This is a genomic window from Phyllobacterium sp. A18/5-2 (assembly GCF_025452215.1).
In the GTDB taxonomy this organism is placed as follows: Bacteria; Pseudomonadota; Alphaproteobacteria; order Rhizobiales; family Rhizobiaceae; genus Phyllobacterium; species Phyllobacterium sophorae.
In genome coordinates this window covers 1,620,366-1,642,581 of sequence record NZ_CP104966.1, presented here as the reverse complement: position 1 = coordinate 1,642,581, position 22,216 = coordinate 1,620,366, and the positions used below count along the sequence as shown (strand labels likewise).

Here is a 22,216-nt window from a genome sequence, read left to right as displayed (position 1 = left end):
TTGCAACTTCTCATCTTTCTTTCACATAGGCGACGCCACCGGCCTTTGGCGGGATGGCCTTGCCGATGAACCCGGCCAGGAGGACGACGGTAAGGATATAGGGCAAGGCCTGCATGAATTGCACCGGCACTTCGCCAATGAGTGGCAGGGGATGCCCCTGCATGCGGATTGCCACCGCGTCGAGGAAGCCGAAGAGCAGGCAGGCAAACATGGCCTGCACCGGACGCCATTTCGCAAAGATCAATGCCGCAAGCGCGATATAACCCTTGCCCGCGGTCATGTCCTTGACGAAGCCAGCCCCTTGGGCAGTTGCCAGATAGGCTCCCGCCACGCCACAGAGCACACCGCAGCAGATTACCGCGCGATAGCGCAGCCATGGCACGGACACACCGGCGGTATCCACGGCTGCTGGATTTTCGCCGACCGCCCGCAGGCGCAGGCCAAATCGCGTGCGGTAGAGCACCCACCAGGTAAAGGGAACCATGGCAAAAGCCAGATAGACGAGTATCGAATGGCCGGATATCAATTCATAATAGATCGGGCCGATGACCGGCACATCGCGCAATGCCTGTGCGCCCGGAAGATTGATCGGATTGAAACGCGCATCGTTGGGAAGCGAAGGCGTTCGCCCGCCCTGGCTGAACCACGCCTGCCCGAGAATAACTGTCGTTCCTGCAGCAATGAAGTTGATGGCAACGCCGGAAACGATCTGGTTGCCACGGTGAGTGATGGACGCAAAGCCGTGCACAAGGCCGAGTGCCACCGATATGAGCACTGCAGCGAACAGGCCGATGTAGGCCGAGCCGAACCAGGTGGCGGCAGCACCGGCAGCAAAAGCCCCGGCAAGCATCTTGCCCTCCAGACCAATGTCGAAAATGCCGGCACGTTCGGAATAGAGACCCGCCAGACAAGCAAGCAGCAACGGAACGGAAAGCCGGATCGTCGAATCGAACAGCTGGAGGATTGTAGTGAGCGATTCCATCACTGGCCTCCTCCCGCCACCACTGCTGGTGCCGTCCCGCGTTTCCCCCGGCCAATACGCTGGAAAATACGTTGCAGCGAGGGGCGGAACATGTGCTCCAACGCACCGGCAAACAGGATCACCAGCCCTTGAATGATGACGATCATATCGCGGGAAATGTTGGGCATGTCGAAGGCGATTTCCGCGCCGCCCTGATAGAGCATGCCGAAGAGGATTGCGGCCAAAACGATGCCCGCTGGATGCGATCTGCCCATGAGCGCCACAGCAATGCCGACGAAGCCAGCACCGGCAACAAAATCCAGCTGCACCCGGTGTTGTGCGCCCATGATCGGATTGAGGGCCATCATCCCGGCCAGCGCTCCCGAAATCATCATGGTAATGATAATGATCCGCAGCTCGCTGATGCCAGCATAGCGCGCCGCCTTGGGGCTGAAGCCCATGGTGCGGATTTCATAGCCAAGCTTTGTGCGCCAGATTAGCACCCACACAAGAAATGCAGCCAGAAGGGCAAGCAGGAAACTGATGTTGAGCGGGGCCGAACGCATATTGAGCCCGACCAGGTTCAATAGCCAGCCAAGTCCCGGCAGCTGCCCACCCTCGCCGAAGACGCGGGTCTCCGGGGCTTGGCTGCCTAAAGGCTTCAATGGTCCAACCAGAAGATAGACCATGATACTGGCGGCGATGAAGTTGAACATGATCGTAGTGATGACAACGTGTGATCCGCGCTTGGCTTGCAGCCATGCCGGGATCAATGCCCACAATGCACCGACGAGCGCTGATGCCACGATTGCCAAGGGGAAGGCCAGCCACCAGGGCAGAGCGCTGCCAAGACCAAGCCCCACCAGCGCAACGCCAAGACCGCCAATATAGGCTTGGCCTTCACCGCCAATATTGAACAGGCCGCAGTGAAACGCGACGGCGACACAAAGGCCGGTGAAGATGAAATTCGTCGCATAATAAAGCGTATAACCGACGCCATCGCCCGAACCGAAGGCACCCTTGACCATCAAGATGGCAGCATCGACCGGGCTTTCGCCAACAAGGAGAACGACAAGACCGGCGACGAAAAAGGCGACAATCAGATTGATTAGCGGCAGGAGGCCATAGTCGGCCCAGGCGGGCAATTTGGCAAAGGGCTGGCTCATGGCAAGGTCTCGATGATCGCGTCGGCGGTTGAGATACGGGCATATTCGCCATCAAGGATGGATAGTGCCAAAGCATGGACATCTTCAGCGGCCCAGTGCTTGCCGCAATGATCCTTGCGGTCGATGCTCGCGACAGCATCTTCTGGAACGGTGACCTCGAATCCGAGATTGGCGGCCATACGAACCGTGGCGTCGACAGAGTTTTCGAGCAGCACGCCCGTGATGACGAGACTGTGTACCTGCAATTCGTCCAGGACATCCATGAGGTCCGTCCCGATGAAGGCACTGTTGGTGCGCTTGTCGACGACCGGCTCACCCAATTGCGGCGCTACCTCGGCTTTGAACTCATTACCTTCCGTTCCCGGCCTGTAGGGCGATGTGGGGTCTGTGGAATCGTGGCGCACATGGATAACCGGCAAGCGTCGCTCACGCCAGGCGGCCAGCAGCCGGGCGATCGCGGCTTCGGCTTCAGGCTGACCGCGCCGGCCCCATTTCGGATCATCGATGGCGTTTTGCACATCGATGACGACCAGTGCCTGAGTCGTCATTCCGCCGCCTCCTGCTGTTCGACGCCGGCCATGAGCAAACCAAGCTCGCCTTCGCTGGCGTCCGAGTCGCGTTCGCCAACGATGCGGCCGGCAAACATCACCAGGATGCGGTCGGAGAGCGAGCGGATTTCATCGAGCTCCACGGAGACAAGCAGCACAGCTTTGCCCGCATCGCGCATTTCAATGATGCGCTTGTGGATGAACTCGATCGCGCCCACGTCGACGCCACGCGTCGGCTGGCCGATGATAAGAACACCGGGATCGCGTTCCATTTCACGCGCGAGCACGATCTTTTGCTGATTGCCGCCGGAAAAATTCGCAGTCTTCAGCCGCGGGTCACTGGGGCGAATGTCGTATTTCTCGATCTTCTTGCGTGCATCGGCCTGGATTGCATCGAGATCGAGAAATGGCCCGTTGAGATAGAGCGGATCGTCATGGTAGCCCAGGATTGAATTCTCGTATTCCTCGAAGGCCAGCACCAGGCCCATATGATGGCGGTCTTCCGGCACATGCGCGAGCCCGCGATCGCGCAGCTCACCCGGATCGGCAGCGCCGGTTATGTCGATAACCTGCCCGTCGAGAAGCACACGCCCAGAGACCGCAGTACGTATGCCGGCAATGGTTTCAATCAGCTGCGATTGACCATTGCCAGCCACACCAGCAATCCCGACGATTTCGCCGCCACGTACGGTGAAGGATGCATTTTCGACCATCACAACACCGCGGCTGTCGCGTACGGTCAGGTTCTCGACAGAAAGCTTGATTTCGGCGGGTTTCGCCTCGCCCTTCTGTACCCTGAGGAGCACGCGGCGGCCGACCATCAATTCGGCAAGTTCTTCCACCGTGGTCTCTTCGGTCTTGCGGGTCGCGACCATAGCGCCTTGCCGCATGACAGAAACATTGTCCGTTACTGCCATGATCTCGCGCAGCTTGTGCGTGATCAGAATAATCGTCTTGCCCTGATCCTTCAGTTGCTCAAGGATACGGAAAAGATGATCGGCCTCCGGCGGCGTCAGCACACCCGTGGGCTCATCAAGCACCAGGATCTCCGCACCGCGATAGAGCGCTTTGAGGATTTCGACGCGCTGCTGCAGACCGACGGGGAGCTCCTCGATCAATGCGTCGGGATCGACGTCCAACTGATATTCCCGCTCGAGCCGCTTCAATTCGGCGCGCGCCTTGGCTATGCCATTCTTCAAGAGTGGTGCACCCTCCACGCCCAGCATGACGTTCTCAAGCACCGTGAAGTTTTCTACCAGCATGAAATGCTGATGAACCATGCCGATGCCAAGCGCGATGGCGGCATTGGGATCAGGAATGCTGGCCATGGTCCCATTGATGCGAATGTCTCCAGAATCCGCCTGATAAAATCCGTAAAGGATGGACATCAGCGTCGATTTACCGGCGCCGTTCTCACCAATAATGCCGTGAATCGTGCCTTTCTCGACACGCAGATGAATGTCGCGGTTGGCATGAACGGCACCAAAACGCTTATCAATTCCAACAAGTTCAATCGCCGGCTCGGCCATGTCCCCATCCGCTGTTGTTCAGCTTTTATCGTCTTTTCGGAATTCGACCCTAACACGGGATTTTTTTCTTTCCAGTCAAGAAAACAAGATTCAACAATCATCAAAGCCTATCAAACTTGAACCATGATCGAACCCGGACTAGAGAGAAGCGTGCACGGTGAAGGAGACGAGCAATGACAGCCGATAACACGGACCGTTTGACCCGCCTCGAGATTCTGGTGACCGAGCAGGAAAAGACGATCGAGGAACTTTCCGGCCAGGTAGCCGGGCAATGGAAAGTCATAGAGGGGATGCGCCGCAAACTCGATGCATTGACCGACCGGTTTCTCGTGCTGGAAGAGCAGACGGCCCCCGATATTCCAGTAACCAAACCACCGCACTACTGATGGTGATCTTCGTAGAGCGCTCGAATTTCTTCGCATGGTGCCGGCCGTGGCTTGCTCTTCTTTACGAGCGAGGCCGTTCAATACCGGCGTATCGGCGGGCGGGAATTTGAGACACTCACAGGCGCTGAAACTGGTCCTGTCGTTCTGGCGCGGGAACTTTGATCAGGTTCTCGCCTTGAAAGCCTCGACCATCAGCTTCAGCCCCAGCGCACCCATCACAGCGCCAGCGCCCCGGTCGATCCACCGCTTCAAGCGGGCATAGATCAGCCGAGCGCGCGACCCTGAGAAGGCTACCGCAACGATGGTGTACCAACCCGCTTCCACGCAGAATATTATTGGCGGCAGGGCAAAGAGCAGCCATATCGGCGGCGAGGGCGGCATTAGCGCCGCGAAAATGCTGGCGTAGACGATCGAGGTCTTGGGGTTGCTGAGCTGCGTCATCAATCCGAGCAGGAAGGCACGGAAAACGGAAATGCCCCGGGTTTTCTCGCTTGTTCCCGACGGCGCCAGCGGCTCCGATGCGCCGCGCCAGATCTTGATCGCCAGGTAAATCAGATAGCCACCGCCGAGTATCTTCAGCATGAGATAGAGCCATTCGAACTGCATGAGCAGGGCGGTTAGGCCAAGGACGGCCAAAGCAGCAAAGAACGCGCCACCCACACCCATGCCGAGCGCCGAAGCGAGACCGTGGCTGCGCGACGAGACGACGGCGATGCGGGAAACAAGGACGAAACTCGGACCAGGGCTCATCGCACCAATTGCGATGGCGGCGAGAATACTGAGAAGGACAGCAAAGGCAGTCATGGCGGTCTCCTTTTGCGGCGATCTGAAAAAACAAAGCCGTCGGTCAATAAACCGGCGGCTTTGAATCATTGATAAGTCCGTGCTTATTTGTACGGGCAGGCATTGTCGGTATTGTAATTGTGAACCTTGACCTTGCCGGAAATGATATCCGCCTTGGCAGTCTCAACAGCCTTCTTGACGTCATCGGTCATCAGCTTGGCATTGTTGTCGTCAACAGCATAGTCCACGCCCGCTTCTTTCACGCCGAGCACATTGACGCCGGCGGTGAACTTGCCTTCAGCACCATCTTTGAAGGCATTGTAGGTCGCAACATCAACGCGCTTGAGCATCGAGGTCAAAACCTTGCCCGGGTGCAGGCCGTTCTGGTTGGAGTCGACACCGATGCCCAGCTTGCCGGCGTCGGCAGTTGCCTGCAGGACGCCTATGCCGGTGCCGCCAGCGGCCGCGAAAATGACATCCGAGCCTTGATCCATCTGCGACTTGGCAATTTCACCCCCCTTGGCCGGATCGTTCCACGCAGCCGGAGTATCGCCAGTCATGTTCTGGATCACCTTGGCTTCCGGATTGGTAGCCTTGACGCCGCCGACATAGCCGCAGGCGAAGTTGCGGATGAGCGGGACGTCCATACCGCCAATGAAGCTCACGGTCCCCGTCTTTGAAGATTTGGCGGCAATCACACCAACCAAATAGGACCCCTCATTGTCGTTGAATACGACCGAGCGCACGTTGGGTTTTTCCACTACCGCGTCGATGATGACGAATTTGGTATCCGGGAATTCACCTGCAACCTTTTCGATTGCCGCGGCCGCCGAGAAGCCGGCGATGACGATCGGCGAATTGCCGTCGGTTGCAAACTTGCGCAATGCCTGTTCGCGCTGCGCTTCGTTCTGGATTTCGAACTCGCGATATTTGACACCGGAATCGGCCGTGTATTTCTCTGCGCCATTGAAAGCGGCTTCATTGAAGGATTTGTCGAACTTTCCGCCAAGATCGTAAATGACGGCTGGCTTGTCATCTGCAGCAAAGGCCGAGACGGACATAGCTGTGGCAGCCAGGAGACCAAGAACAATACGCTTCATTTGATACCAACCCCTCTAGATTTTGTTGAGCAGGACCAACTTGCTGTTGAGTCCCAAGATCGTTGCGGCAACGTCAGAGGCAGCCGCCCCGCAAGCAATCTTGCATGTCAGAGGGCAAATTTCACGCGAAATTTTGCCTGATGGTCAAATATTGCCAGAAGCATTGTCCAGCAAATGCAGCGCTCGTCGAAAATTCAGCAAAGTCAGACTGTTAGACTGCTTTTGCCTGTGGAATAGGGCAGGAAATGCCGGTGCCCCGCAGGCCACAATAACCGGCGGGATTCTTGGCGAGATATTGCTGATGATAGTCCTCCGCGTAGTAAAATTCCGGCACTTCCAGAATTTCCGTGGTGATCTTGCCATGGCCAGCAGCGGCAAGCGCTTTCTGGTAGGCATCTCGGCTTGCTTCGGCAGCAACCTTCTGTTCCGGCGTGAAGGTGTAGATGCCCGAGCGATAGGTCGTGCCGATATCATTGCCTTGGCGCATGCCCTGTGTGGGGTCATGCTCTTGCCAGAACAGCGACAATAGTTCGTCATAGGAAATGATGTCCGGATCGAAGACCACGCGCACCACTTCATTGTGGCCGGTCAGCCCGGTGCACGTTTCCTGGTAGGTGGGGTTCGGCGTGATGCCGCCGGCGTAACCTGCGGCGGTGACGTAAACGCCAGGCACTTGCCAGAACAGCCGTTCGACGCCCCAGAAGCGACCCATGCCGAACATCGCGGTCTGCAGACCGTCCGGCCACGGACCGTTCAACGGGCGTCCATTCACAAAATGCGTTTCAGCGGTGGGAATCGCCGTCGCGCGGCCTGGAAGAGCTTCCGCCCTATCAGGCATTCTGGTTTTCTTGTTGAACATATCTATGATGAACATCGGAATACCTCCAGGATAAGGAGTAGTTCCATCGTGCTTCAACGGGCTGCGAAGCGCCCCACCCTGTTCTGGCGCCTGTAACCTATGGCATAGAGCACAAAGGCGAGTAGGGCAAAAACGATAAAAGTCGGCGTTTCGAGCACCCAGAGCATCAACGGATCCCACAAAATCGAGTAAATATGGGTTTTGACGCTGGTTTCGGCAAGCGCAAGCGACGACGCCGATATGGACTGCCAGCTGTCCCGGAGCGATGTCATGATCAAATGTGACGCGCCAACTGAGCGAGCAGCGTCAAGAACGGCGGCAATGATCGCCAGACTGAGGGCAATATAGGCGAGCAGCCTGAAAAGCGAACGGATCACATCTATCTCCAAGAACAAGTCGCCAAATGCGAGAGGGGCATCTGACTGGACGAATGGCATTCTAGCGCCGGATCTCGCTGCAAATGAATTGAATTTTCCTGGTGTTTTGATGGCACCGGCCGAAACATTCGAGAAAATTCCCAGCAATTTCAGTGGGAAAGCGATGAAACTGCGGCAAAGCGCGATTATGTTGAAATAGGTATTGATCGAGTGCCTGTTCTGACTATAGTGCGCGCCGCACGGGTCACTGTCGGCTAACCACCGGCAGGCGTTGCGTGCGCATCCAAAGATTGAGTGACCGATGGTTGACGGTGCTCTCGAAGCCGGGCGTTCCGGCTGAGAAAAATTCACCCGCCCGGCCAGATGCCGGACGTTGAGTGGAGAGGTGGCCGAGTGGTTGAAGGCGCACGCCTGGAAAGTGTGTTTACGTCAAAAGCGTAACGCGGGTTCAGAATCCCGCTCTCTCCGCCATTTTATGCTGATTGTTTCCTTTCACATAGCTACGGTGCTGGATTTGCTTTGATCCACCTTGAGGTCTGCCATATGAGAACGTTTTGAAAGAGCGGGCCGGACAGGAGATAGCCAATCGCCTGACCAAGAGAACATCATGACCAGGATTTTGCCATCGAACCAAATCTGGCAATGAGTGCTGCAAGCGTTGCAACGAACAGCGTGTAGGCAAGCGCAGCCTGCCATGCCCCCATGGGAAAACCAATCAGCAGCAGCGTATCATTACCACCTGGAATGAGCAGCGCACCCATTCCCATAAGTGTGCCGCCGACTGTTCTCCAAACTATGGTGTTAACTGTAGGCCATTTCAACTCAGATCGACGCCTCCTGAACCTTGCTGAGACAAGACTGCCGGCGAACATGCAGCCTAAAGTCATGGGGCCTGCAAGAGGGATCGAAATGACCGATCCAAATGATGCCGTGATCGAGAATCCGGGTGCAATAATTGCCAGGATCGTAAAGGTCGTTCCGATCGCTACCATCGACACCGTCAGCCGCCAGAAGTTGGACTCGGATTTGAAAGACACACCAAGCCTCAATACCAGCGTTGCCAACAATGCGGTTATGAGAAGGACCGGCTCAAATGGCACGGGCGCACTTGCCGGTGACCGCTCCGGAAGCAGTCCAAACAGAGATTCAAAGTAGAACACCGCAAAGATACCAAAAAACGTGAACACAAACTCAGAGTCGCCATTTCCGAAATGTCCAACGGACCCAAACACACACGCGCCGTTCACATGAAGTCCGATTCCGAACAATATGGCTGCGGGAACGATATATCCGAGCGACGACCAACCCCGCTGCATCGTCGGTGACGTTTCGACTATGGCATAGACAAGGGCCGCCCAGACGGCGCATTCGACGATCGCAATAAATCGCGCCGGTCTCTTCTCCGAAACCAATTCCCTCGTGGCGATAACTGTGCAGATCGATCCATAATTGAGGGCGAAACCGAGGACAAATCCCAGTGTGCCGAGCAAAGCCACACCCGCCCAGATCTCCATACTTGCGAAGCCTGACCCAGATACGCTCACGAGGAATTCGTCCACCGCGCCCTGCTCCAGTTCCAGACACGTCCAGAAATTTCACACTGATCACTATCGCTGCGATTCACGCGACTTGCTTCCGGGAGAAATGCTCCTCAAGTGCAGGGGTGCAATCCCGCAAGCTGATAGTAGGCCAATTCCTTACGGTAGGCCAGTGCGGCCTATTCGGCCCGGCCGCCAGGAGAACAGTTTGCTTTGGTTGGCACGCGAGAGATCCTGGGCATGCCGCCGAGCAGCATCGCTCTTCACGCCTGGCATATGCGCCAGGCGTGAAGAGTTGGCTAGAACAATATCCGCCGCTGGATTGGGCAGCTATTCGGCCGCTTTCCGGTGGGGCAGCACCCAGTTGGCGCGAGGGAAATGGCAGGTATAGCCGGTTGGGTAACGCGCCAGGTAGTCCTGGTGCTCCGGCTCTGCTTGCCAGAAATCCGTCACCGGCTCGACCTCGGTCACGGCTTTGCCCGGCCACAACCCCGAAGCGTCCACGTCGGCGATGGTTTCCTCGGCTATTCGCTTCTGCTCGTCGCCGATGTAGTAGATCGCCGATCGGTATGAGCTGCCGATATCATTGCCCTGCCGGTTTTTCGTCGTGGGATCGTGGATCTGGAAGAAATACTCCAGAATCCGCCGATAGCTCGTGATCTCCGGATCAAAGGTGATCTCGATTCCCTCGGCGTGGGTACCGTGATTGCGGTAGGTCGCATTCGGTATGTCGCCGCCAGTGTAGCCTACACGGGTGCCAATCACCCCGGGAAGCTTGCGGATCAAGTCCTGCATGCCCCAGAAACAACCACCAGCCAAAACAGCTCTCTCGGTCATTTAAATATCCTCCACCTGATTGAGATACGCACCATAGCCCTCAGCCTCCATTTCGTCGCGCGGAATGAAACGAAGTGAAGCGGAATTGATGCAGTAGCGTAGCCCGCCCTGATCTTGCGGGCCGTCGGGAAACACATGGCCGAGGTGACTGTCACCATACACCGAGCGTACCTCCGTGCGGGTCATGCCATGCGTGTCGTCCCGCAGTTCGTTGACATTCGCCGGTACGATCGGCCTGGTGAAGCTCGGCCAGCCACAGCCGGAATCGAACTTGTCGGCTGAGGCGAACAGTGGTTCTCCAGAAACGACGTCGACATAAATCCCCGGCTCCTTGTTGTCGTGATACTCGCCGGTGAACGGCCGTTCGGTGCCGTTTTCCTGGGTCACGCGATACTGCACGGACGTAAGCTTGCCGACCGCTTCGTCAGTCTTTGCGTACTTCATTGCCACAACTCCATTGTTGGTCTTGCCTTAATATGGCGAATGGTCGGGAAGATTCCCAATAGAGGATGTGCATAGATTCGATAGCTGCGCGACACGGCAGTCCCGCAAGGTCAAGTCCAGTCGTGCCTAGCAGCCATCTGCGCGATCCTGCGGACCTCACGCGGTGTGCCGGAACCGGAAACCGTTACAAATACCAGCTCGCGTTCCAGTGACATGCCTTGAATTGGGCGGGTTACTAATCCCTGCACGACCGCGGAATGCTCGGGCATAATGCAGATCGCGCGGCCTTCTGCCACTATTTGCTGAACCCAATCCTCTCGCTCGGCACTGAACCGCGGTTGCATAACCGCGTCGTGGTCCATCAGGTGCTCGGTGATCTGGGAGTGGAACTCGCAGGCCAGCCGGTCAACATACGGGTAGGTGGCCAGAGCCTCGGTGGTGATGACGTCATTTCCGGCCAGTGGATGGTCTTTTGCGCAAGCCAGGAGGAATCGCTCACGAAACAACGGCACGACATTGAGCTTGGGATTGGGACGCGGCATTCCCGGCAGGATACAGGCGTGGTACTTGCCCGAAAGCACCTCGTCCGCACTCTCCCCGGACAATAGCTGATGCATGTTGATCTTCACGGAAGGAAGCTGGCCAAGCACGTCGAAAAAAAATGCGGTGAACCTGGCGGGACCAATGGTCGGAGCCACGGCGATGTCGAGAATCCGGCGCCGGCCCAGAACGGTGCTCTCGGAATGCTCACGCACATTCCGGAGGGCGAGCTCGATCCGCATGAACTCGGCTTGTACGTCACGACCAAGCGCCGTAAGGCGGCTGTCCTTACCGTCGCGATAGATCAGTGGACTGCCCAGTTGTTCCTCGAGACGCTGAATTGCCCGCGTTAAACTGGGCTGCGAAACACGGCTACGACGCGCGGCTTCGGTGAAATTCAATGTTTCGGCCAGATTGAGGAAATACCTGACCTGATTGATGTCCATGGATGACGTCCCACTTTTGTTAGCCGGATGCTTGGCGGTACCTGAGATACGCAACCTTCCCCGATCGCTGCTCCCACTAAGCCGCTTTTTCTCCGGGTAGGCGAAGCGGTCAAGATTCCCTGTTGGCCCTGAATGACCTGAGCGAGCAAGTCGGAAACGACGCGGCTACGTTTTGCACGCCGGCTAACGCCGAGTTGCTTGGCCGCGCTCATCAAGCCGCCATGTCGGGCAACGGCAAGGAAATAGCGGATGTCACTCCAATTCATTTTTCTACTTTCAGTAGGCCATAGGCTGATGATAGCCGCATGCATTCACAATTGAAATGAAATAGACTGGTCCAAGCGCTGGACCACAAAATCGCTCTTTGACGTAGTTCCATACTTAAGACCGTTTTGATCGAAACTGAATGGCCAAACTCTCTTATGAAAAATGTATCAACTGCAGGCATCGCGGCAGCTATATTTGCTTCTCTCACATGGTCGATGAATTTTGTCGCACCCTTTGTGATCGGAGATTATTCGATCTTCGACCTTGCCGCTTGCCGATTTCTGCTATCTGGTTTGATCGGGATCGCGATCCTCATTGCCAGCGCAGACCAATGTCGCCAGCTCACGCTACAAGATTGGTTTGCTGCGGCCGGCCTCGCCTTCATCGGATATGTGGGCTACTTCCTGACTGTCATGATCGCCGCCGTATATGCAGGCCCCGTGATCCCTCCCGCCTTTCTCGGTCTGGTGCCTGTCGTCTTGGCGATCGCCGGCAATTATCGCGGGCGGAGTATATCGTGGCTGCCTCTTCTGATCCCCCTTGCGCTGGCGGCGACAGGGCTGCTGCTGGTCAATGGTAGCAGTATAGTGCAGGCGGAAGTGCAGCGGGAAAAATCGCTTGTTATTGGTATCGCGTTTGCCATTGCGGCGGTAGCTCTGTGGACTTGGTTCAGGATCGCAAACCAGAGTGCACTACTGAAAAGGCCCCACATGGATGCGCGCGTCTGGACGGCGCTGATGATGATTGGAGGCAGCATCCAGACATTGGCATTTCTCCCGATCGGCTACGGTATGAGCTTGTTCAGAGCCCCGGAAATCGGTCTTGGCTTTGGCGCCATCAACAATCTCTACCTACCAGCTTTCATGTTGGCAGCTGTAGCCTCAATCGGGGGAGCGTGGGCTTGGACAATAGCATCGCAGCGCCTGCCAGTGGCGCTCACGGGCCAGTTGCTGATGACGGAAATTGTTTTTGCTACCTGTTTTGGGCTGATGGTCCGCCATCGTTGGCCAACCCTTGCGGAGTCGATTGGAATAATGCTGCTCGTTCTCGGCGTTGTGATGGCGATCAATGCCTTCCACTCTCAACGGCAAGACCAGAGCATTGTAAGGTGAGTGAGGCTCACTGGATATTCGTGACAACGAAGGAGCGTAATTATGGCTTTCAATACGCAACGGCTTCAATTTCCCGGGCATTCCGGCGCAACTCTTTCCGCCCGCCTCGACCTGCCCAACGGGCATTTACGCGCCTACGCATTGTTTGCCCATTGCTTCACCTGCTCTAAGGACTTGGCCGCGGCGCGCCGCATTGCAGCGGAGCTTACCCGCGAGGGCATCGCGGTCCTGCGCTTCGATTTCACTGGCCTGGGGTCGAGCGAAGGCGAATTTGCCTCGACGAATTTCACCTCGAATGTCGCCGACCTGATTTCGGCGGCCGACTATTTACGCCATCATTACCAGGCACCCGCGTTGCTGATCGGTCACTCTCTTGGGGGTGCAGCTGTCCTGGCTGTGGCCAAGGACATACCTGAAGTGCGCGCCGTCGCCACGATCGGTGCGCCGGCCGATGTCGGTCACGTCTTGAAGAACTTCGGAGCGAGACTCGAGGAAATAGAGAAGGAGGGTGCCGCTGAAGTCGATCTCGCCGGACGCAAGTTCCTTATTCGAAAGCAATTTGTCGAGGACGTGCGCGCGCAGTCTATCAAAGACGCTGTCGCATCCCTGAAAAAGCCACTTCTTATCCTTCATTCACCACTGGACCAGACGGTCGGTATCGAGAATGCCAACGAAATCTTCCTTGCGGCGAGACATCCCAAAAGCTTTGTTTCGCTTGACAAGGCTGACCACCTGCTCACCAACCTTGAGGACGCGGCCTTTGCAGGACGGATCATATCGGGATGGCTGGCGCGTTATATTGCCGCCGACGCCCCGCAGGGCAACGACCTGATCGAACATGTCCGAGTGACGGAAACGGGCGAGGGCAAGTTTCAGAACTCAGTTCAGGCCGGCAGCCATCGCCTTTTTCGCTGATGAACCAGAAAACGCAGGCGGGTTCGATTCTGGGCCGTCACCATACGACTTCCTGTCAATCGCGCTTGGCGCTTGCACCTCAATGACGCTGCGCCAATATGCCGATTACAAAAATCTGACGCTCGGACGTGTCAGTGTTGATGTCTCCCATGCCAAAATCCATGCCAAGGATTGCGAAGAGTGCACCGAATCGGAACGCAGCGGTAGCAGCAGGATTGATCGTTTCGAGCGGGTCATTTCCGTGGATGGCGAAGTCGCCGAGGAGCTTCGCGCCAAGATTGCCGAAATTGCCGACAAATGCCCGGTCCATCGGACGCTCGAAGCTGTGGCAAAGATAAGAACCGTCGTTAAATCAGGATCCCAAGCAGAGTTGCGTTAGGTTCAACGGCAGCCGTGTGTTGATTCAACTCGAGGACGTACGACGTTGAAGGATCTCAAGAAGGCGGTCACAAGACTTCGCGACGTGCTGTTGGGGGCACGTTGCAATTCCCAACAGAAGACCGGATTGCGCGGATGCAGGCGATGCGTACCAAACCGATAGCGGCGAGGGCGCCAGGCCGAAGGCCAGCGTTTCGCGTACGATCGCTACGTCTGGCGCCCCATCAGTAAACCGGAGCAGGACAGCCAATCCGGGTGTGGTCACAGCAATCTTGTTTGTCCGCGGTTCAAGATATTGCAACACTCCGTCGCGTTGCGCAGCATATGCACGCTTGGTGCGCCGGAGATGACGTAAATAATGGCCTTCACTGATAAATTCTGCGGCCGCAAGCTGTATGGATGGCCCAGGTGAAGGTGCCAAGCATGCGGCCACCTCCGCAAAACGGGATGCCAGACGCTGGGGAACAAGCACAAAGCCAAGGCGCAAAGCAGGGCTTATGGTCTTGCTGAACGAGCCGATATGAATGACCCTTCCTGTACGATCGACCGAGGCGAGTGCCGGCGCGGCACGCCCTTTCAACTGTAACTCGCTTAAATAGTCATCCTCGATGACCCACGCGCCTTCCTGAGCCGCCCACTCCAGAAGACGCAATCGGCGCGATAGCGACAGGGTGGCCCCCAATGGGGCTTGCTGTCCTGGGGTCACCACAGCGAGCCCCGCATCCGGCGCATATCTCAAGCCGTAGTCAACATCGATACCCTCGGAGTCGACGGGGATAGGGACTGGCAACAGTCTCGCGAGCTCGAGCCCGCGTCGCGTGAACGGGAACCCCGGGTCCTCGATCCACGCCTTGCTCCCCTCAAGGCCGAGCACGCGAAGCGTCAATCCGAGGCCGCTTCCAAAGCCACCGGTAACAAGGATTTGAGAGGGCGAGCACTCTATTCCCCGAGCGATGGCGAGATAGGCAGCGATCTCTCGCCTCAACTCGAGTTCTCCACGTGGATCCGGATAGAGTGGCGCCGCACTTGCTTCGGCGCGCACGGCATGCGAGCGAATTCTGGCGAAAAGCTTGGCCGGAAAAGTCTCCTTCGCCGGCACCCCCATCTGGAAGATTGCCGGACCCAAGGTCAGCTCCTGATACATCTCCATGAAGGAGCCTGGCTCAGGTGCGGGATCCCGTGGCAAGGATAAAATTGGTCTTTCCGTTACGCGGGTACCGGCCGCCCGCGACGCAACAATAAGCTGAGCTGCTGACAACTTATCGTATGCGGAACGAACAGTGCCACGTGCGACGCCCAGTTGGATTGCCAGGTCCACCCAGGAAGGAAGGCGCGCACCTGCTGCCAACACACCGCTCTCGATGGCAGCGGTTATGCCCATGCAAATCTGGTCGGCCAGTGGGGTCTTCGTTGTTCGGTCGAGGTGCAACTCAAGCGGTTTGGTCATTCCACCATGGTACATGATTTTTGAGCATTCTTGGTGCTTTTTATAGGACCATTCAAAGGGTATTTATAGTGGGAAAGGAAAACACTCACAAAGGAGAATACCATCATGAACATAAGATCCTTCATTGGCGGAGCGTTCACCGCCATCGCCATAGCGACCGCAATACCTGCGGCAGCGCATGAACCCGCTGAAACAGTTACGCCAAGCTTCGAACAGACCATCCCTAACATTCCTGGCAAGTCAGTTCGGGCCCTGGTTGTGGATTATCCACCGGCAGGAGCATCACTCCCGCACGAGCACGCAAAATCAGCTTTCATTTTTGCCTATGTCCTGTCTGGAGAAATCGAGTCGCAGGTGAATAATGAACCCAAGCGGGTCTATCGTGCCGGTGAAAGCTTTTACGAGACGCCGGGCTCGACACATCTTGTAAGCCGCAACGCCAGCAAGAAAGACCCGGCGAAGCTGCTTGCCGTGTTTATCGTTGACACCGGCGACAAGGAACTGACGACCAACTTAAACACTAAGGAGTGAGAAAATGACCAGCCGTCTGGATTACAATCAAGTCGCTCCTGCTGGAGCAAAAGCGCTAGGGGGCGTCTACGGTTACGTCATGCAAAGCGGTCTTCCCCCCGTTTTGCTTGATCTGGTTTATCTGCGTGTCTCGCAGATCAATAATTGTGCTTATTGCCTCGACATGCATACCAGGGATCTTTTGAAGAAGGGGCAGTCGATCGAGAAGTTAGCATTGCTTCAGGCGTGGCCGGAAGCCGGCAATCTCTTTGACGAGCGCGAACGTACTGCCCTTGCATGGGCTGAAACAGTGACGCGTGTAGCAGAGACAGGTGTGCCGAACAACGCCTACGCAGCTGCACGTGCAGTGTTCAACGAGCGCGAACTCGTCGATCTCACAATCGCGATCAGCTTGATGAACAGCTACAATCGAATGGCTATCAGCTTCAGAAATACACCTCACGCAGCGATCGAAAAATAGCCTGGAAGCACCGCGTTCGCGGGTGGGCGGTAGTCGCGCATCCGCAGCGCGAATTCCATCTGAGCAGGTTCACTGTGCAAGACGACACAACGACTTGATCGTGGGCGCCGTTTTCATTGCATAGTCGCGCTGTTAAAATACGTCATCAAAGTCAGATTGTGTCCGTGCGTACGATTTGGTCATCGTCCTAAAGACTTGGCTCCGTACACCGACAAAAGACGACATAACGCTTGAAACAAGCCAATCTGGTTCGCCCCTCATTTCCATTGAAAGCCAATCTGGGCAGAGCTTTGCCAGGAGCGATCCGTTGCCAGTATCGAAAGGAAAGCAAATGTCGGGAGGTTCAACGAGTTTCTCAGGATTGGTGTGGCGCATCCATGAATTTGGGTCTCCGGATGTAATGCAACTGGAGTTATCGGACACACCCGATCCAGGCACGAACGAAGTCATCGTTAAAGTACATGCAGCGGGTGTCGGCCCTTGGGACGGCTGGATTCGCTCGGGCAATAGTGCGCTGCCCCAACCCCTGCCCCTTATCCTGGGTTCAGACATTTCGGGTGAGGTCGTGGCTGTCGGCGCTGGCGTGACCCAATTCAAGGCTGGGGACCAAGTGTATGGAGTGACCAATAAGCGATTCTGCGGCGGTTATGCGCAATACGCGGTCGCCAGTGCTTCCATGCTTGATCGCAAACCAGATTCCATAGACCATATCGCAGCAGCATCGCTGCCAGTGATAGCGGTCACAGCGTGGCAAGCGCTTTTCGATCAGGCCGGCCTGGAAAGCGGCCAGACGGTATTGATCCACGGGGCGGCAGGAAACGTGGGCGCATATGCCGTGCAATTTGCCAGAGAGGCGGGTCTCCGGACCGTGTGCACTGCCTCGCCAGACGACATCGACGGTGTTGTTGGTCTCGGCGGGGACAAGGTCATCGACTACACAACAACTCGTTTTGAAGATGAAGTTCGCGAGGTGGATGCGGTGATAGATTTGGTAGGTGGAGAAGCGCAAACGCGGTCATTTCAAGTGCTGAAAAAGGGGGGAACGTTGGTTTCGGCAGTTTCCGCCCCGGACCAGACCCTGGCGGCAAAGCACGAAATCCTGGCTAGGTTCTTTCTCGTTGACGTATCCACAGAAAGCCTGGGCCGCATTTCGGCACTGATCTCCAAAGGTGCCCTCAAGATGAATGTCGGAACAACATTGCGGTTCGAACAAGCGCGGGACGCACACCTGATGCTTGAGGGCAAGCTGCCGCGCCCCAAGGGAAAAATCGTGCTTGTAATGGACGAGATCCTCAAGCATTAGCGAAACTTCGCTACAGTTTGAGACGCCCAAACGGCTCGAGCTCTCGAGCCGTTTGCAGATTGGTCAATGCACTTGCCAATCCATTCAGCGAAGTGATTTGAAGGCCGTCCGCACCTCGGCGCTGAAGAGTTCGGGCTCTTCCCATGCCGCAAAATGCCCGCCCTTATCGACCTTGTTGTAGTAGATCAGATTTGGGTACGCCTGCTCAACCCAGTGTTCAGGTGGCCTATAGACCTCTCCAGGGAAAATCGTCACCGCGACCGGAACGGTGATGATGCCGGGCATTGCAGCGTTTGCGGCATTCTCCCAATAAATCCGGGCGCTTGAGGGCCCCGTATTTGTCAGCCAATAGAGAGTAATGTTATCAAGGATTTCGTCTCGGGTGAACGCCCGTTCCGGTTCTCCGCGGAAAAATACCCAGTCGGCGAGCTTGTCATAAAACCAGGCGGCCAGTCCAACGGGCGAGTCAGCGAGGCTATATCCGATAGTCTGGGGGCGCGTCCCCATGATGGCGGCGTAGCCAAACCCCTTGCTCAGAAACTCTCTGGCCTCATTGAAAACCGCTCGCTCTTCTTCGTTGAGATTATCCGGAGCTGGATCCCCATTCATCAGCGCTTTTCCGACTTCCGGCGGGATCGTCGTTGAACGCTCGATCCTGTTGACGTGAATGCCGAGGAGCCCTTTGGGTGCCTGTCGGCCCATGCTGTCGGAAATGATAGCGCCCCAATCTCCGCCCTGTGATACGTACTGACTATATCCAATACGCTTCATCAGAACGTCCCAGGCTCGAGCGATCCGATCGGGATTCCATCCGGTGCCCTGAGGCTTCTGCGAGAAGCCGAAGCCTGGAATGGACGGAAGGACAAGATGGAAGGCGTCCCGGGCGCTGCCACCATGCGCTGTGGGGTTGGTAAGCGGCTCGATCACCTTCAATAACTCAAACATCGATCCCGGCCACCCGTGCGTCATGATGAGCGGCATCGCATCCGCGTGGCGCGAGCGCACATGGATGAAGTGGATGTCCACTCCGTCTATCTCCGTCAGGAACTGTGGCAGTGCGTTGAGCTTTTGCTCCGCTCTGCGCCAGTCGTAATCGCTCTCCCAATAGCGTACGAGCGCCTGAAGTTTGGACAATTGGACACCCTGAGAGCGGTCACCAACGGTTTCCGCTTCGGGCCAACGCGTTGCGCCGAGGCGCCGTTGCAGGTCGGCCAACGCTTCTGCTGGCACATTGATGCGGAACGGCCGGACGCCGTTTGCCGCAAGAGCTTGGGCACTCGCCTCGACAACTGCGATTTGGGATCCGAAAGCCGCTAGAGTTGCTACTGCCGCTCCGCTGACGAGCAATGCCCGGCGGGTGAAAGCGGTTGGCTTATTCGTTTGCTGATCAATCATCTCTGACCCCTAAATGTCCTGCAGATTGTCCGAGCGCCAAAGAACGGTCACTTAGCCGGCGCGACAAGCGTTTTTCCCGTTTCGACGATGTAAGTCGCAAGCTCCGAGGCCTTTGCGTCACCGACGTTCTTGGCAAGGTGATCGACACCAGACGGAATAAACAAGGCCTCACCGGCCTTAAGTGTGACCGGCTGCCGGCCCTCGAGCGTATACTCGAGAGTGCCTTCGAGGACATACGCGATTTCTTCGCCAGGGTGCGAATGTTTGATTGACACTGCGCCTGGCTCAAAGTCAACGCGAACCTGTACCGCCTCGCGGCCCTCCGCGCTGATGGATTCCTGCAAAAGGTCGGTGCGCGAAATTCCATTCTGCTGTGCCGTGGCGACATTCATTGTGAATCCGCTGCCTACGAGAAACATCGCGGTCAAAATTATCGGGGTACGTTTCATTTGGTAATCCTTTTCCTCGTTCGATAGTAGAAGGTGCTTAATCGGGTGACGAATGTTTCCAGCGCGTCGCCAAGGCCGCAGCCGCCTGCGCATGAGTGGCGTAGGTCGCCTTCCGGCTGCATGTCGGCGCCTCTCGACGGCGCGTAGCAACTAACTCTGGTGCGCTTCGGGGATGGTCTCTGATATTCAAGCCCTAACCGAAGTCAGCGACCTCATTTGACCAAAGTGTTGTATTGAGAATGTGTCTGGCTATACGGCGTTTTGTATCTCAATGTGTTCGTGTCGATACGATACCCCGAGAGGGAGTAGCCATACGGTGATCCTCGGCGCATTATCGAAGCGAATTGAAGCCGGCGCACCTGCTAGCGGAACGCCTTGCGAGCTATCTTCGACGGCTTCGTTTTCGGGCCAGCGTGTAGCTGCTATGCGCTGGCGAAGTTCAACCAGTTGCTCCTCTGGAATTGTGAATGCTGAAGGGTCGAATTGATTCTTTACCGCCTGATGCCGCAAGCTGGCCTGGGAACAGACTGATGACGCTTAAGGCCCGTAGACTTGTCGCGCTTGTGTATGTGGAGCGGCTCCATCATCGCTCATCTCCCGTTTGTTTAGCGTTCGTTGAGAAGAGATTCCGATCGCTCGATCTCAGGATCGAGCGATCGGTATTCTACGCCTGAGGGTCAGTCCTGACCAGCGCGGAAGACCAAAAGCTTGTTGCCGTCGAGATCACGGAAGTACGCGCAGTACGGGCCGTCCTGATTTGGGCCGCGCGGACCTGGACGCCCCTCATCGGTGCCACCGAGTTGTAGTGCAAGGGCATATACTTCATCCACATGAGCACGCGAACGGGCGCTCAACGCAACCATGTTACCGTTGCCTACGGTGGCGCGGTCGCCATTGTGGGGGTTGATCACACCGAACTCGAGCATCGTCGTTCCAAAGTATACTGCCCGGCCAGGCTGTTCGAGAATGCGGCCCACGCCGAACAGTTCGAACAATTTGTCATAGAAGTTTGTGGCAGCATCTAAGTTGTTGGTTCCCACAACGGCGTGTCCCAACAATTGATGTGTGGCTTCAGCGGTCATATCTCATCCTTTGTGATTGGTGCAATTTTCGCCGTGGCTCGTTGCTCTTCCGGCTTGCAGGATAAATGCGCGCTGTTCGTGTATGGATTGTTTCTTCCAGCCCGTCGGATTGTAAGCAAATCCGGCAATCTACCAGGCGAGATACAGTTTGATACCATGGGGTGCCAAGTGTGATGCAAACATCGCGCTCAATGATTGATGAAAGGCAGCATAAGAACGCCCGTCCAACGCAGCCAGGCCCAGCCTCCGGTCGGGTTCGGGCGCGCAGGCACGTTCGTGGAATTGGATACCCCGCCCCGGCGCATCCACCCGCACGGCCTACGATGATTACGAGATCGTCGTGGCTGATGAGCGACCGGTGGTGCCGACAGTTCAGCCGGCCCGCTTGCCTTCAGAGCCTTAAATGAAGATGTCCGCGCTAAGCTGGCCCACGCTCCGGGGGTTAAAGATGCCAACCGGGAATGCTGTTCCGCCGCAAGCAGCTGGCTCGCCATGCGTTTGGCCTGCCGTGCGGGCTCGGCGATGCGGGTTATCTGCGCGACAGCGAACGCTCCCTCGTGCAACAGGTTAATCTCGGCTGCGATCCTCTTCGGCTCGGCGAACCGAGCGGCGTGGGCGAGTTCCTCAAAATATGCGAGTACAAGGCGCTTATGCATTTCGGCAGCACGGAATACGGGATTGGTGGGGTCCTTGTGCTCACCGGCCGCGCTCACGAAAATGCAGCCGCGGAACTGTTTATCGTTGAACGAGGTTTCGAGGTAATCGAACGTAATCAGAAGGCGTTCTACCGGATCGCTCGCATTCTGCTCGACAAAGGCACGCATGGCGGCGCGGTCTTCCTCGTCGCGCCGTTCGAGAGCGGCCAGTATCAGGTCCTCCTTGGTTTCGAAGTGCCGGTATAGCGTCGTCTTGGCCACTCCACCCTCGGCGATGATCAGATCGATGCCCGTTGCGTGATAGCCGCGCTGGTTGAACAGCCGCAGCGCGGTGTCGAGCAGGTGATCCCGGATTTCCGAACGGCGCATCTCATCCTCACAATAAGTAACAGATCTGTATCTTTATTTAGCGGCGACTCAAAACAAAGACAAGAGGCGACTGAGCCGGACGTGACTATTTTTGGAGAGAGCACCAGGAAATCAGCCGAAGGGCGGCACCTTTGCGTTCAAAAGATACAGAAATGTTTCTTTTTTGATTAAACAGTGTGCCCTGCCTACCTTCTCCCGCAACGCCGTCAACATGCAACACCATGTGTACTGGCTCTGGAGCGAGCCGCCTTGTTCATGACGAAGCACCGGACACACGCTCAAATACAAGACGACTCTGTACCCATCTATGCCTTTTCTTATGGTATTACGACCCGCTC

General features: G+C 56.6%; 21 protein-coding genes, 1 tRNA gene and 2 pseudogenes. 7 read left to right on the top strand and 17 right to left on the bottom strand.

What is annotated here, in order from left to right; all coding sequences use genetic code 11:
• Nucleotides 1-10: 10 nt before the first annotated feature.
• Genes N8E89_RS08175 through N8E89_RS08160 form a run of 4 tightly spaced genes read right to left on the bottom strand, consistent with a single transcriptional unit; the run spans nucleotide 11 to nucleotide 4,204 of the window.
• Nucleotides 11-982, bottom strand: a complete 972-nt coding sequence (locus N8E89_RS08175; protein WP_106662421.1) for an ABC transporter permease — start codon at nucleotides 980-982, stop codon at nucleotides 11-13.
• The gene (locus tag N8E89_RS08170) at nucleotides 982-2,127 is read right to left on the bottom strand and encodes an ABC transporter permease (protein WP_106662420.1); all 1,146 of its coding nucleotides are present in this window, start codon (nucleotides 2,125-2,127) and stop codon (nucleotides 982-984) included. The genes N8E89_RS08175 and N8E89_RS08170 overlap by 1 nt, the downstream gene beginning before the upstream one ends.
• Nucleotides 2,124-2,675 (bottom strand): cysteine hydrolase family protein, encoded by a 552-nt coding sequence (locus tag N8E89_RS08165; RefSeq protein ID WP_106662419.1) that lies wholly within the window; start codon nucleotides 2,673-2,675, stop codon nucleotides 2,124-2,126. Before N8E89_RS08165 ends, N8E89_RS08170 begins: the two co-directional genes overlap by 4 nt.
• Complete coding sequence (locus tag N8E89_RS08160) at nucleotides 2,672-4,204, bottom strand: ABC transporter ATP-binding protein (RefSeq protein WP_106662418.1); 1,533 nt, start codon at nucleotides 4,202-4,204, stop codon at nucleotides 2,672-2,674. Before N8E89_RS08160 ends, N8E89_RS08165 begins: the two co-directional genes overlap by 4 nt.
• Before the next feature lie 173 nt (nucleotides 4,205-4,377).
• Here N8E89_RS08160 and N8E89_RS08155 point away from each other — a divergent pair, with 173 nt between their 5' ends.
• Nucleotides 4,378-4,590, top strand: a complete 213-nt coding sequence (locus N8E89_RS08155) for a SlyX family protein (RefSeq protein WP_106662417.1) — start codon at nucleotides 4,378-4,380, stop codon at nucleotides 4,588-4,590.
• A gap of 162 nt (nucleotides 4,591-4,752) precedes the next feature.
• Here N8E89_RS08155 and N8E89_RS08150 read toward each other — a convergent pair whose 3' ends face one another.
• From N8E89_RS08150 to N8E89_RS08135, 4 genes are all read right to left on the bottom strand, one after another.
• Complete coding sequence (locus N8E89_RS08150; RefSeq protein WP_106662416.1) at nucleotides 4,753-5,394, bottom strand: LysE family translocator; 642 nt, start codon at nucleotides 5,392-5,394, stop codon at nucleotides 4,753-4,755.
• Between the two features lie 83 nt (nucleotides 5,395-5,477).
• Nucleotides 5,478-6,473, bottom strand: coding sequence for a BMP family lipoprotein (locus N8E89_RS08145; protein WP_106662415.1), 996 nt, complete (start codon nucleotides 6,471-6,473; stop codon nucleotides 5,478-5,480).
• A gap of 211 nt (nucleotides 6,474-6,684) precedes the next feature.
• Nucleotides 6,685-7,347, bottom strand: coding sequence for a peptide-methionine (S)-S-oxide reductase MsrA (gene msrA / locus N8E89_RS08140; RefSeq protein ID WP_106662414.1), 663 nt, complete (start codon nucleotides 7,345-7,347; stop codon nucleotides 6,685-6,687).
• A gap of 38 nt (nucleotides 7,348-7,385) precedes the next feature.
• Nucleotides 7,386-7,709, bottom strand: a complete 324-nt coding sequence (locus tag N8E89_RS08135; RefSeq protein WP_106662637.1) for a hypothetical protein — start codon at nucleotides 7,707-7,709, stop codon at nucleotides 7,386-7,388.
• Nucleotides 7,710-8,088: 379 nt separating this feature from the next.
• Here N8E89_RS08135 and N8E89_RS08130 point away from each other — a divergent pair.
• Nucleotides 8,089-8,180, top strand: a tRNA-Ser gene (locus N8E89_RS08130).
• 134 nt (nucleotides 8,181-8,314) lie between these two features.
• On the opposite strand, the gene N8E89_RS08125 is transcribed toward N8E89_RS08130, so the two are convergent.
• From N8E89_RS08125 to N8E89_RS08110, 4 genes are all read right to left on the bottom strand, one after another.
• Entirely contained in the window at nucleotides 8,315-9,268 is a 954-nt protein-coding gene (locus N8E89_RS08125; RefSeq protein ID WP_262261682.1) for a YeeE/YedE thiosulfate transporter family protein, read from the bottom strand.
• 309 nt (nucleotides 9,269-9,577) lie between these two features.
• The gene (msrA, locus tag N8E89_RS08120) at nucleotides 9,578-10,084 is read right to left on the bottom strand and encodes a peptide-methionine (S)-S-oxide reductase MsrA (RefSeq protein ID WP_106662412.1); all 507 of its coding nucleotides are present in this window, start codon (nucleotides 10,082-10,084) and stop codon (nucleotides 9,578-9,580) included.
• The gene (gene msrB, locus N8E89_RS08115; protein ID WP_106662411.1) at nucleotides 10,085-10,528 is read right to left on the bottom strand and encodes a peptide-methionine (R)-S-oxide reductase MsrB; all 444 of its coding nucleotides are present in this window, start codon (nucleotides 10,526-10,528) and stop codon (nucleotides 10,085-10,087) included.
• Nucleotides 10,529-10,638: 110 nt separating this feature from the next.
• Nucleotides 10,639-11,514: a LysR family transcriptional regulator gene (locus N8E89_RS08110; RefSeq protein ID WP_106662410.1), complete on the bottom strand. Its 876-nt coding sequence runs from the start codon at nucleotides 11,512-11,514 to the stop codon at nucleotides 10,639-10,641.
• 422 nt (nucleotides 11,515-11,936) lie between these two features.
• Between N8E89_RS08110 and N8E89_RS08105 the strand changes: the two genes are divergently transcribed.
• Complete coding sequence (locus N8E89_RS08105; protein ID WP_262261680.1) at nucleotides 11,937-12,893, top strand: DMT family transporter; 957 nt, start codon at nucleotides 11,937-11,939, stop codon at nucleotides 12,891-12,893.
• 42 nt (nucleotides 12,894-12,935) lie between these two features.
• A pseudogene (locus tag N8E89_RS08100) lies at nucleotides 12,936-14,187 on the top strand (alpha/beta fold hydrolase).
• Nucleotides 14,188-14,211: 24 nt separating this feature from the next.
• Here the strand turns inward: N8E89_RS08100 and N8E89_RS08095 are convergent.
• On the bottom strand, nucleotides 14,212-15,633 hold the full coding sequence (locus tag N8E89_RS08095; RefSeq protein WP_106662636.1) for a MocR-like pyridoxine biosynthesis transcription factor PdxR: 1,422 nt from the start codon (nucleotides 15,631-15,633) through the stop codon (nucleotides 14,212-14,214).
• A 105-nt stretch (nucleotides 15,634-15,738) separates the two neighbouring features.
• On the opposite strand from N8E89_RS08095, the gene N8E89_RS08090 reads away from it, so the two are divergent.
• The 3 genes from N8E89_RS08090 (at nucleotide 15,739) to N8E89_RS08080 (ending at nucleotide 17,927) form a co-directional block, all read left to right on the top strand.
• Nucleotides 15,739-16,164, top strand: coding sequence for a cupin domain-containing protein (locus N8E89_RS08090; RefSeq protein ID WP_113172509.1), 426 nt, complete (start codon nucleotides 15,739-15,741; stop codon nucleotides 16,162-16,164).
• Between the two features lie 4 nt (nucleotides 16,165-16,168).
• Nucleotides 16,169-16,624, top strand: a complete 456-nt coding sequence (locus N8E89_RS08085; protein WP_106662406.1) for a carboxymuconolactone decarboxylase family protein — start codon at nucleotides 16,169-16,171, stop codon at nucleotides 16,622-16,624.
• 331 nt (nucleotides 16,625-16,955) lie between these two features.
• On the top strand, nucleotides 16,956-17,927 hold the full coding sequence (locus N8E89_RS08080; protein WP_106662405.1) for an NADP-dependent oxidoreductase: 972 nt from the start codon (nucleotides 16,956-16,958) through the stop codon (nucleotides 17,925-17,927).
• 84 nt (nucleotides 17,928-18,011) lie between these two features.
• On the opposite strand, the gene N8E89_RS08075 is transcribed toward N8E89_RS08080, so the two are convergent.
• From N8E89_RS08075 to N8E89_RS08060, 4 genes and pseudogenes are all read right to left on the bottom strand, one after another.
• Nucleotides 18,012-19,322 (bottom strand): epoxide hydrolase family protein, encoded by a 1,311-nt coding sequence (locus tag N8E89_RS08075; protein WP_106662404.1) that lies wholly within the window; start codon nucleotides 19,320-19,322, stop codon nucleotides 18,012-18,014.
• A 47-nt stretch (nucleotides 19,323-19,369) separates the two neighbouring features.
• A complete protein-coding gene (locus N8E89_RS08070; protein WP_106662403.1) occupies nucleotides 19,370-19,771 on the bottom strand; it encodes a cupin domain-containing protein in 402 nt (133 codons plus the stop codon).
• Nucleotides 19,772-20,448: 677 nt separating this feature from the next.
• Entirely contained in the window at nucleotides 20,449-20,853 is a 405-nt protein-coding gene (locus N8E89_RS08065) for a VOC family protein (RefSeq protein WP_106662402.1), read from the bottom strand.
• Nucleotides 20,854-21,287: 434 nt separating this feature from the next.
• Nucleotides 21,288-21,878, bottom strand: a pseudogene (locus N8E89_RS08060) (TetR/AcrR family transcriptional regulator); the annotation flags it as partial.
• Nucleotides 21,879-22,216 lie beyond the last annotated feature (338 nt).

Excerpts from the sequence above, each read along its gene's own strand:
- N8E89_RS08085 (WP_106662406.1), top strand. The coding sequence starts at position 16,169 with ATGACCAGCCGTCTGGATTACAATCAAGTCGCTCCTGCTGGAGCAAAA.
- N8E89_RS08175 (WP_106662421.1), bottom strand. The coding sequence starts at position 982 with ATGGAATCGCTCACTACAATCCTCCAGCTGTTCGATTCGACGATCCGG.
- N8E89_RS08155 (WP_106662417.1), top strand. The coding sequence starts at position 4,378 with ATGACAGCCGATAACACGGACCGTTTGACCCGCCTCGAGATTCTGGTG.
- msrA (WP_106662412.1), bottom strand. The coding sequence starts at position 10,084 with ATGACCGAGAGAGCTGTTTTGGCTGGTGGTTGTTTCTGGGGCATGCAG.
- msrB (WP_106662411.1), bottom strand. The coding sequence starts at position 10,528 with ATGAAGTACGCAAAGACTGACGAAGCGGTCGGCAAGCTTACGTCCGTG.
- N8E89_RS08090 (WP_113172509.1), top strand. The coding sequence starts at position 15,739 with ATGAACATAAGATCCTTCATTGGCGGAGCGTTCACCGCCATCGCCATA.
- N8E89_RS08170 (WP_106662420.1), bottom strand. The coding sequence starts at position 2,127 with ATGAGCCAGCCCTTTGCCAAATTGCCCGCCTGGGCCGACTATGGCCTC.
- N8E89_RS08150 (WP_106662416.1), bottom strand. The coding sequence starts at position 5,394 with ATGACTGCCTTTGCTGTCCTTCTCAGTATTCTCGCCGCCATCGCAATT.
- msrA (WP_106662414.1), bottom strand. The coding sequence starts at position 7,347 with ATGTTCATCATAGATATGTTCAACAAGAAAACCAGAATGCCTGATAGG.
- N8E89_RS08160 (WP_106662418.1), bottom strand. The coding sequence starts at position 4,204 with ATGGCCGAGCCGGCGATTGAACTTGTTGGAATTGATAAGCGTTTTGGT.
- N8E89_RS08165 (WP_106662419.1), bottom strand. The coding sequence starts at position 2,675 with ATGACGACTCAGGCACTGGTCGTCATCGATGTGCAAAACGCCATCGAT.
- N8E89_RS08095 (WP_106662636.1), bottom strand. The coding sequence starts at position 15,633 with ATGACCAAACCGCTTGAGTTGCACCTCGACCGAACAACGAAGACCCCA.
- N8E89_RS08080 (WP_106662405.1), top strand. The coding sequence starts at position 16,956 with ATGTCGGGAGGTTCAACGAGTTTCTCAGGATTGGTGTGGCGCATCCAT.
- N8E89_RS08145 (WP_106662415.1), bottom strand. The coding sequence starts at position 6,473 with ATGAAGCGTATTGTTCTTGGTCTCCTGGCTGCCACAGCTATGTCCGTC.
- N8E89_RS08105 (WP_262261680.1), top strand. The coding sequence starts at position 11,937 with ATGAAAAATGTATCAACTGCAGGCATCGCGGCAGCTATATTTGCTTCT.
- N8E89_RS08070 (WP_106662403.1), bottom strand. The coding sequence starts at position 19,771 with ATGAAACGTACCCCGATAATTTTGACCGCGATGTTTCTCGTAGGCAGC.
- N8E89_RS08075 (WP_106662404.1), bottom strand. The coding sequence starts at position 19,322 with ATGATTGATCAGCAAACGAATAAGCCAACCGCTTTCACCCGCCGGGCA.
- N8E89_RS08065 (WP_106662402.1), bottom strand. The coding sequence starts at position 20,853 with ATGACCGCTGAAGCCACACATCAATTGTTGGGACACGCCGTTGTGGGA.
- N8E89_RS08110 (WP_106662410.1), bottom strand. The coding sequence starts at position 11,514 with ATGGACATCAATCAGGTCAGGTATTTCCTCAATCTGGCCGAAACATTG.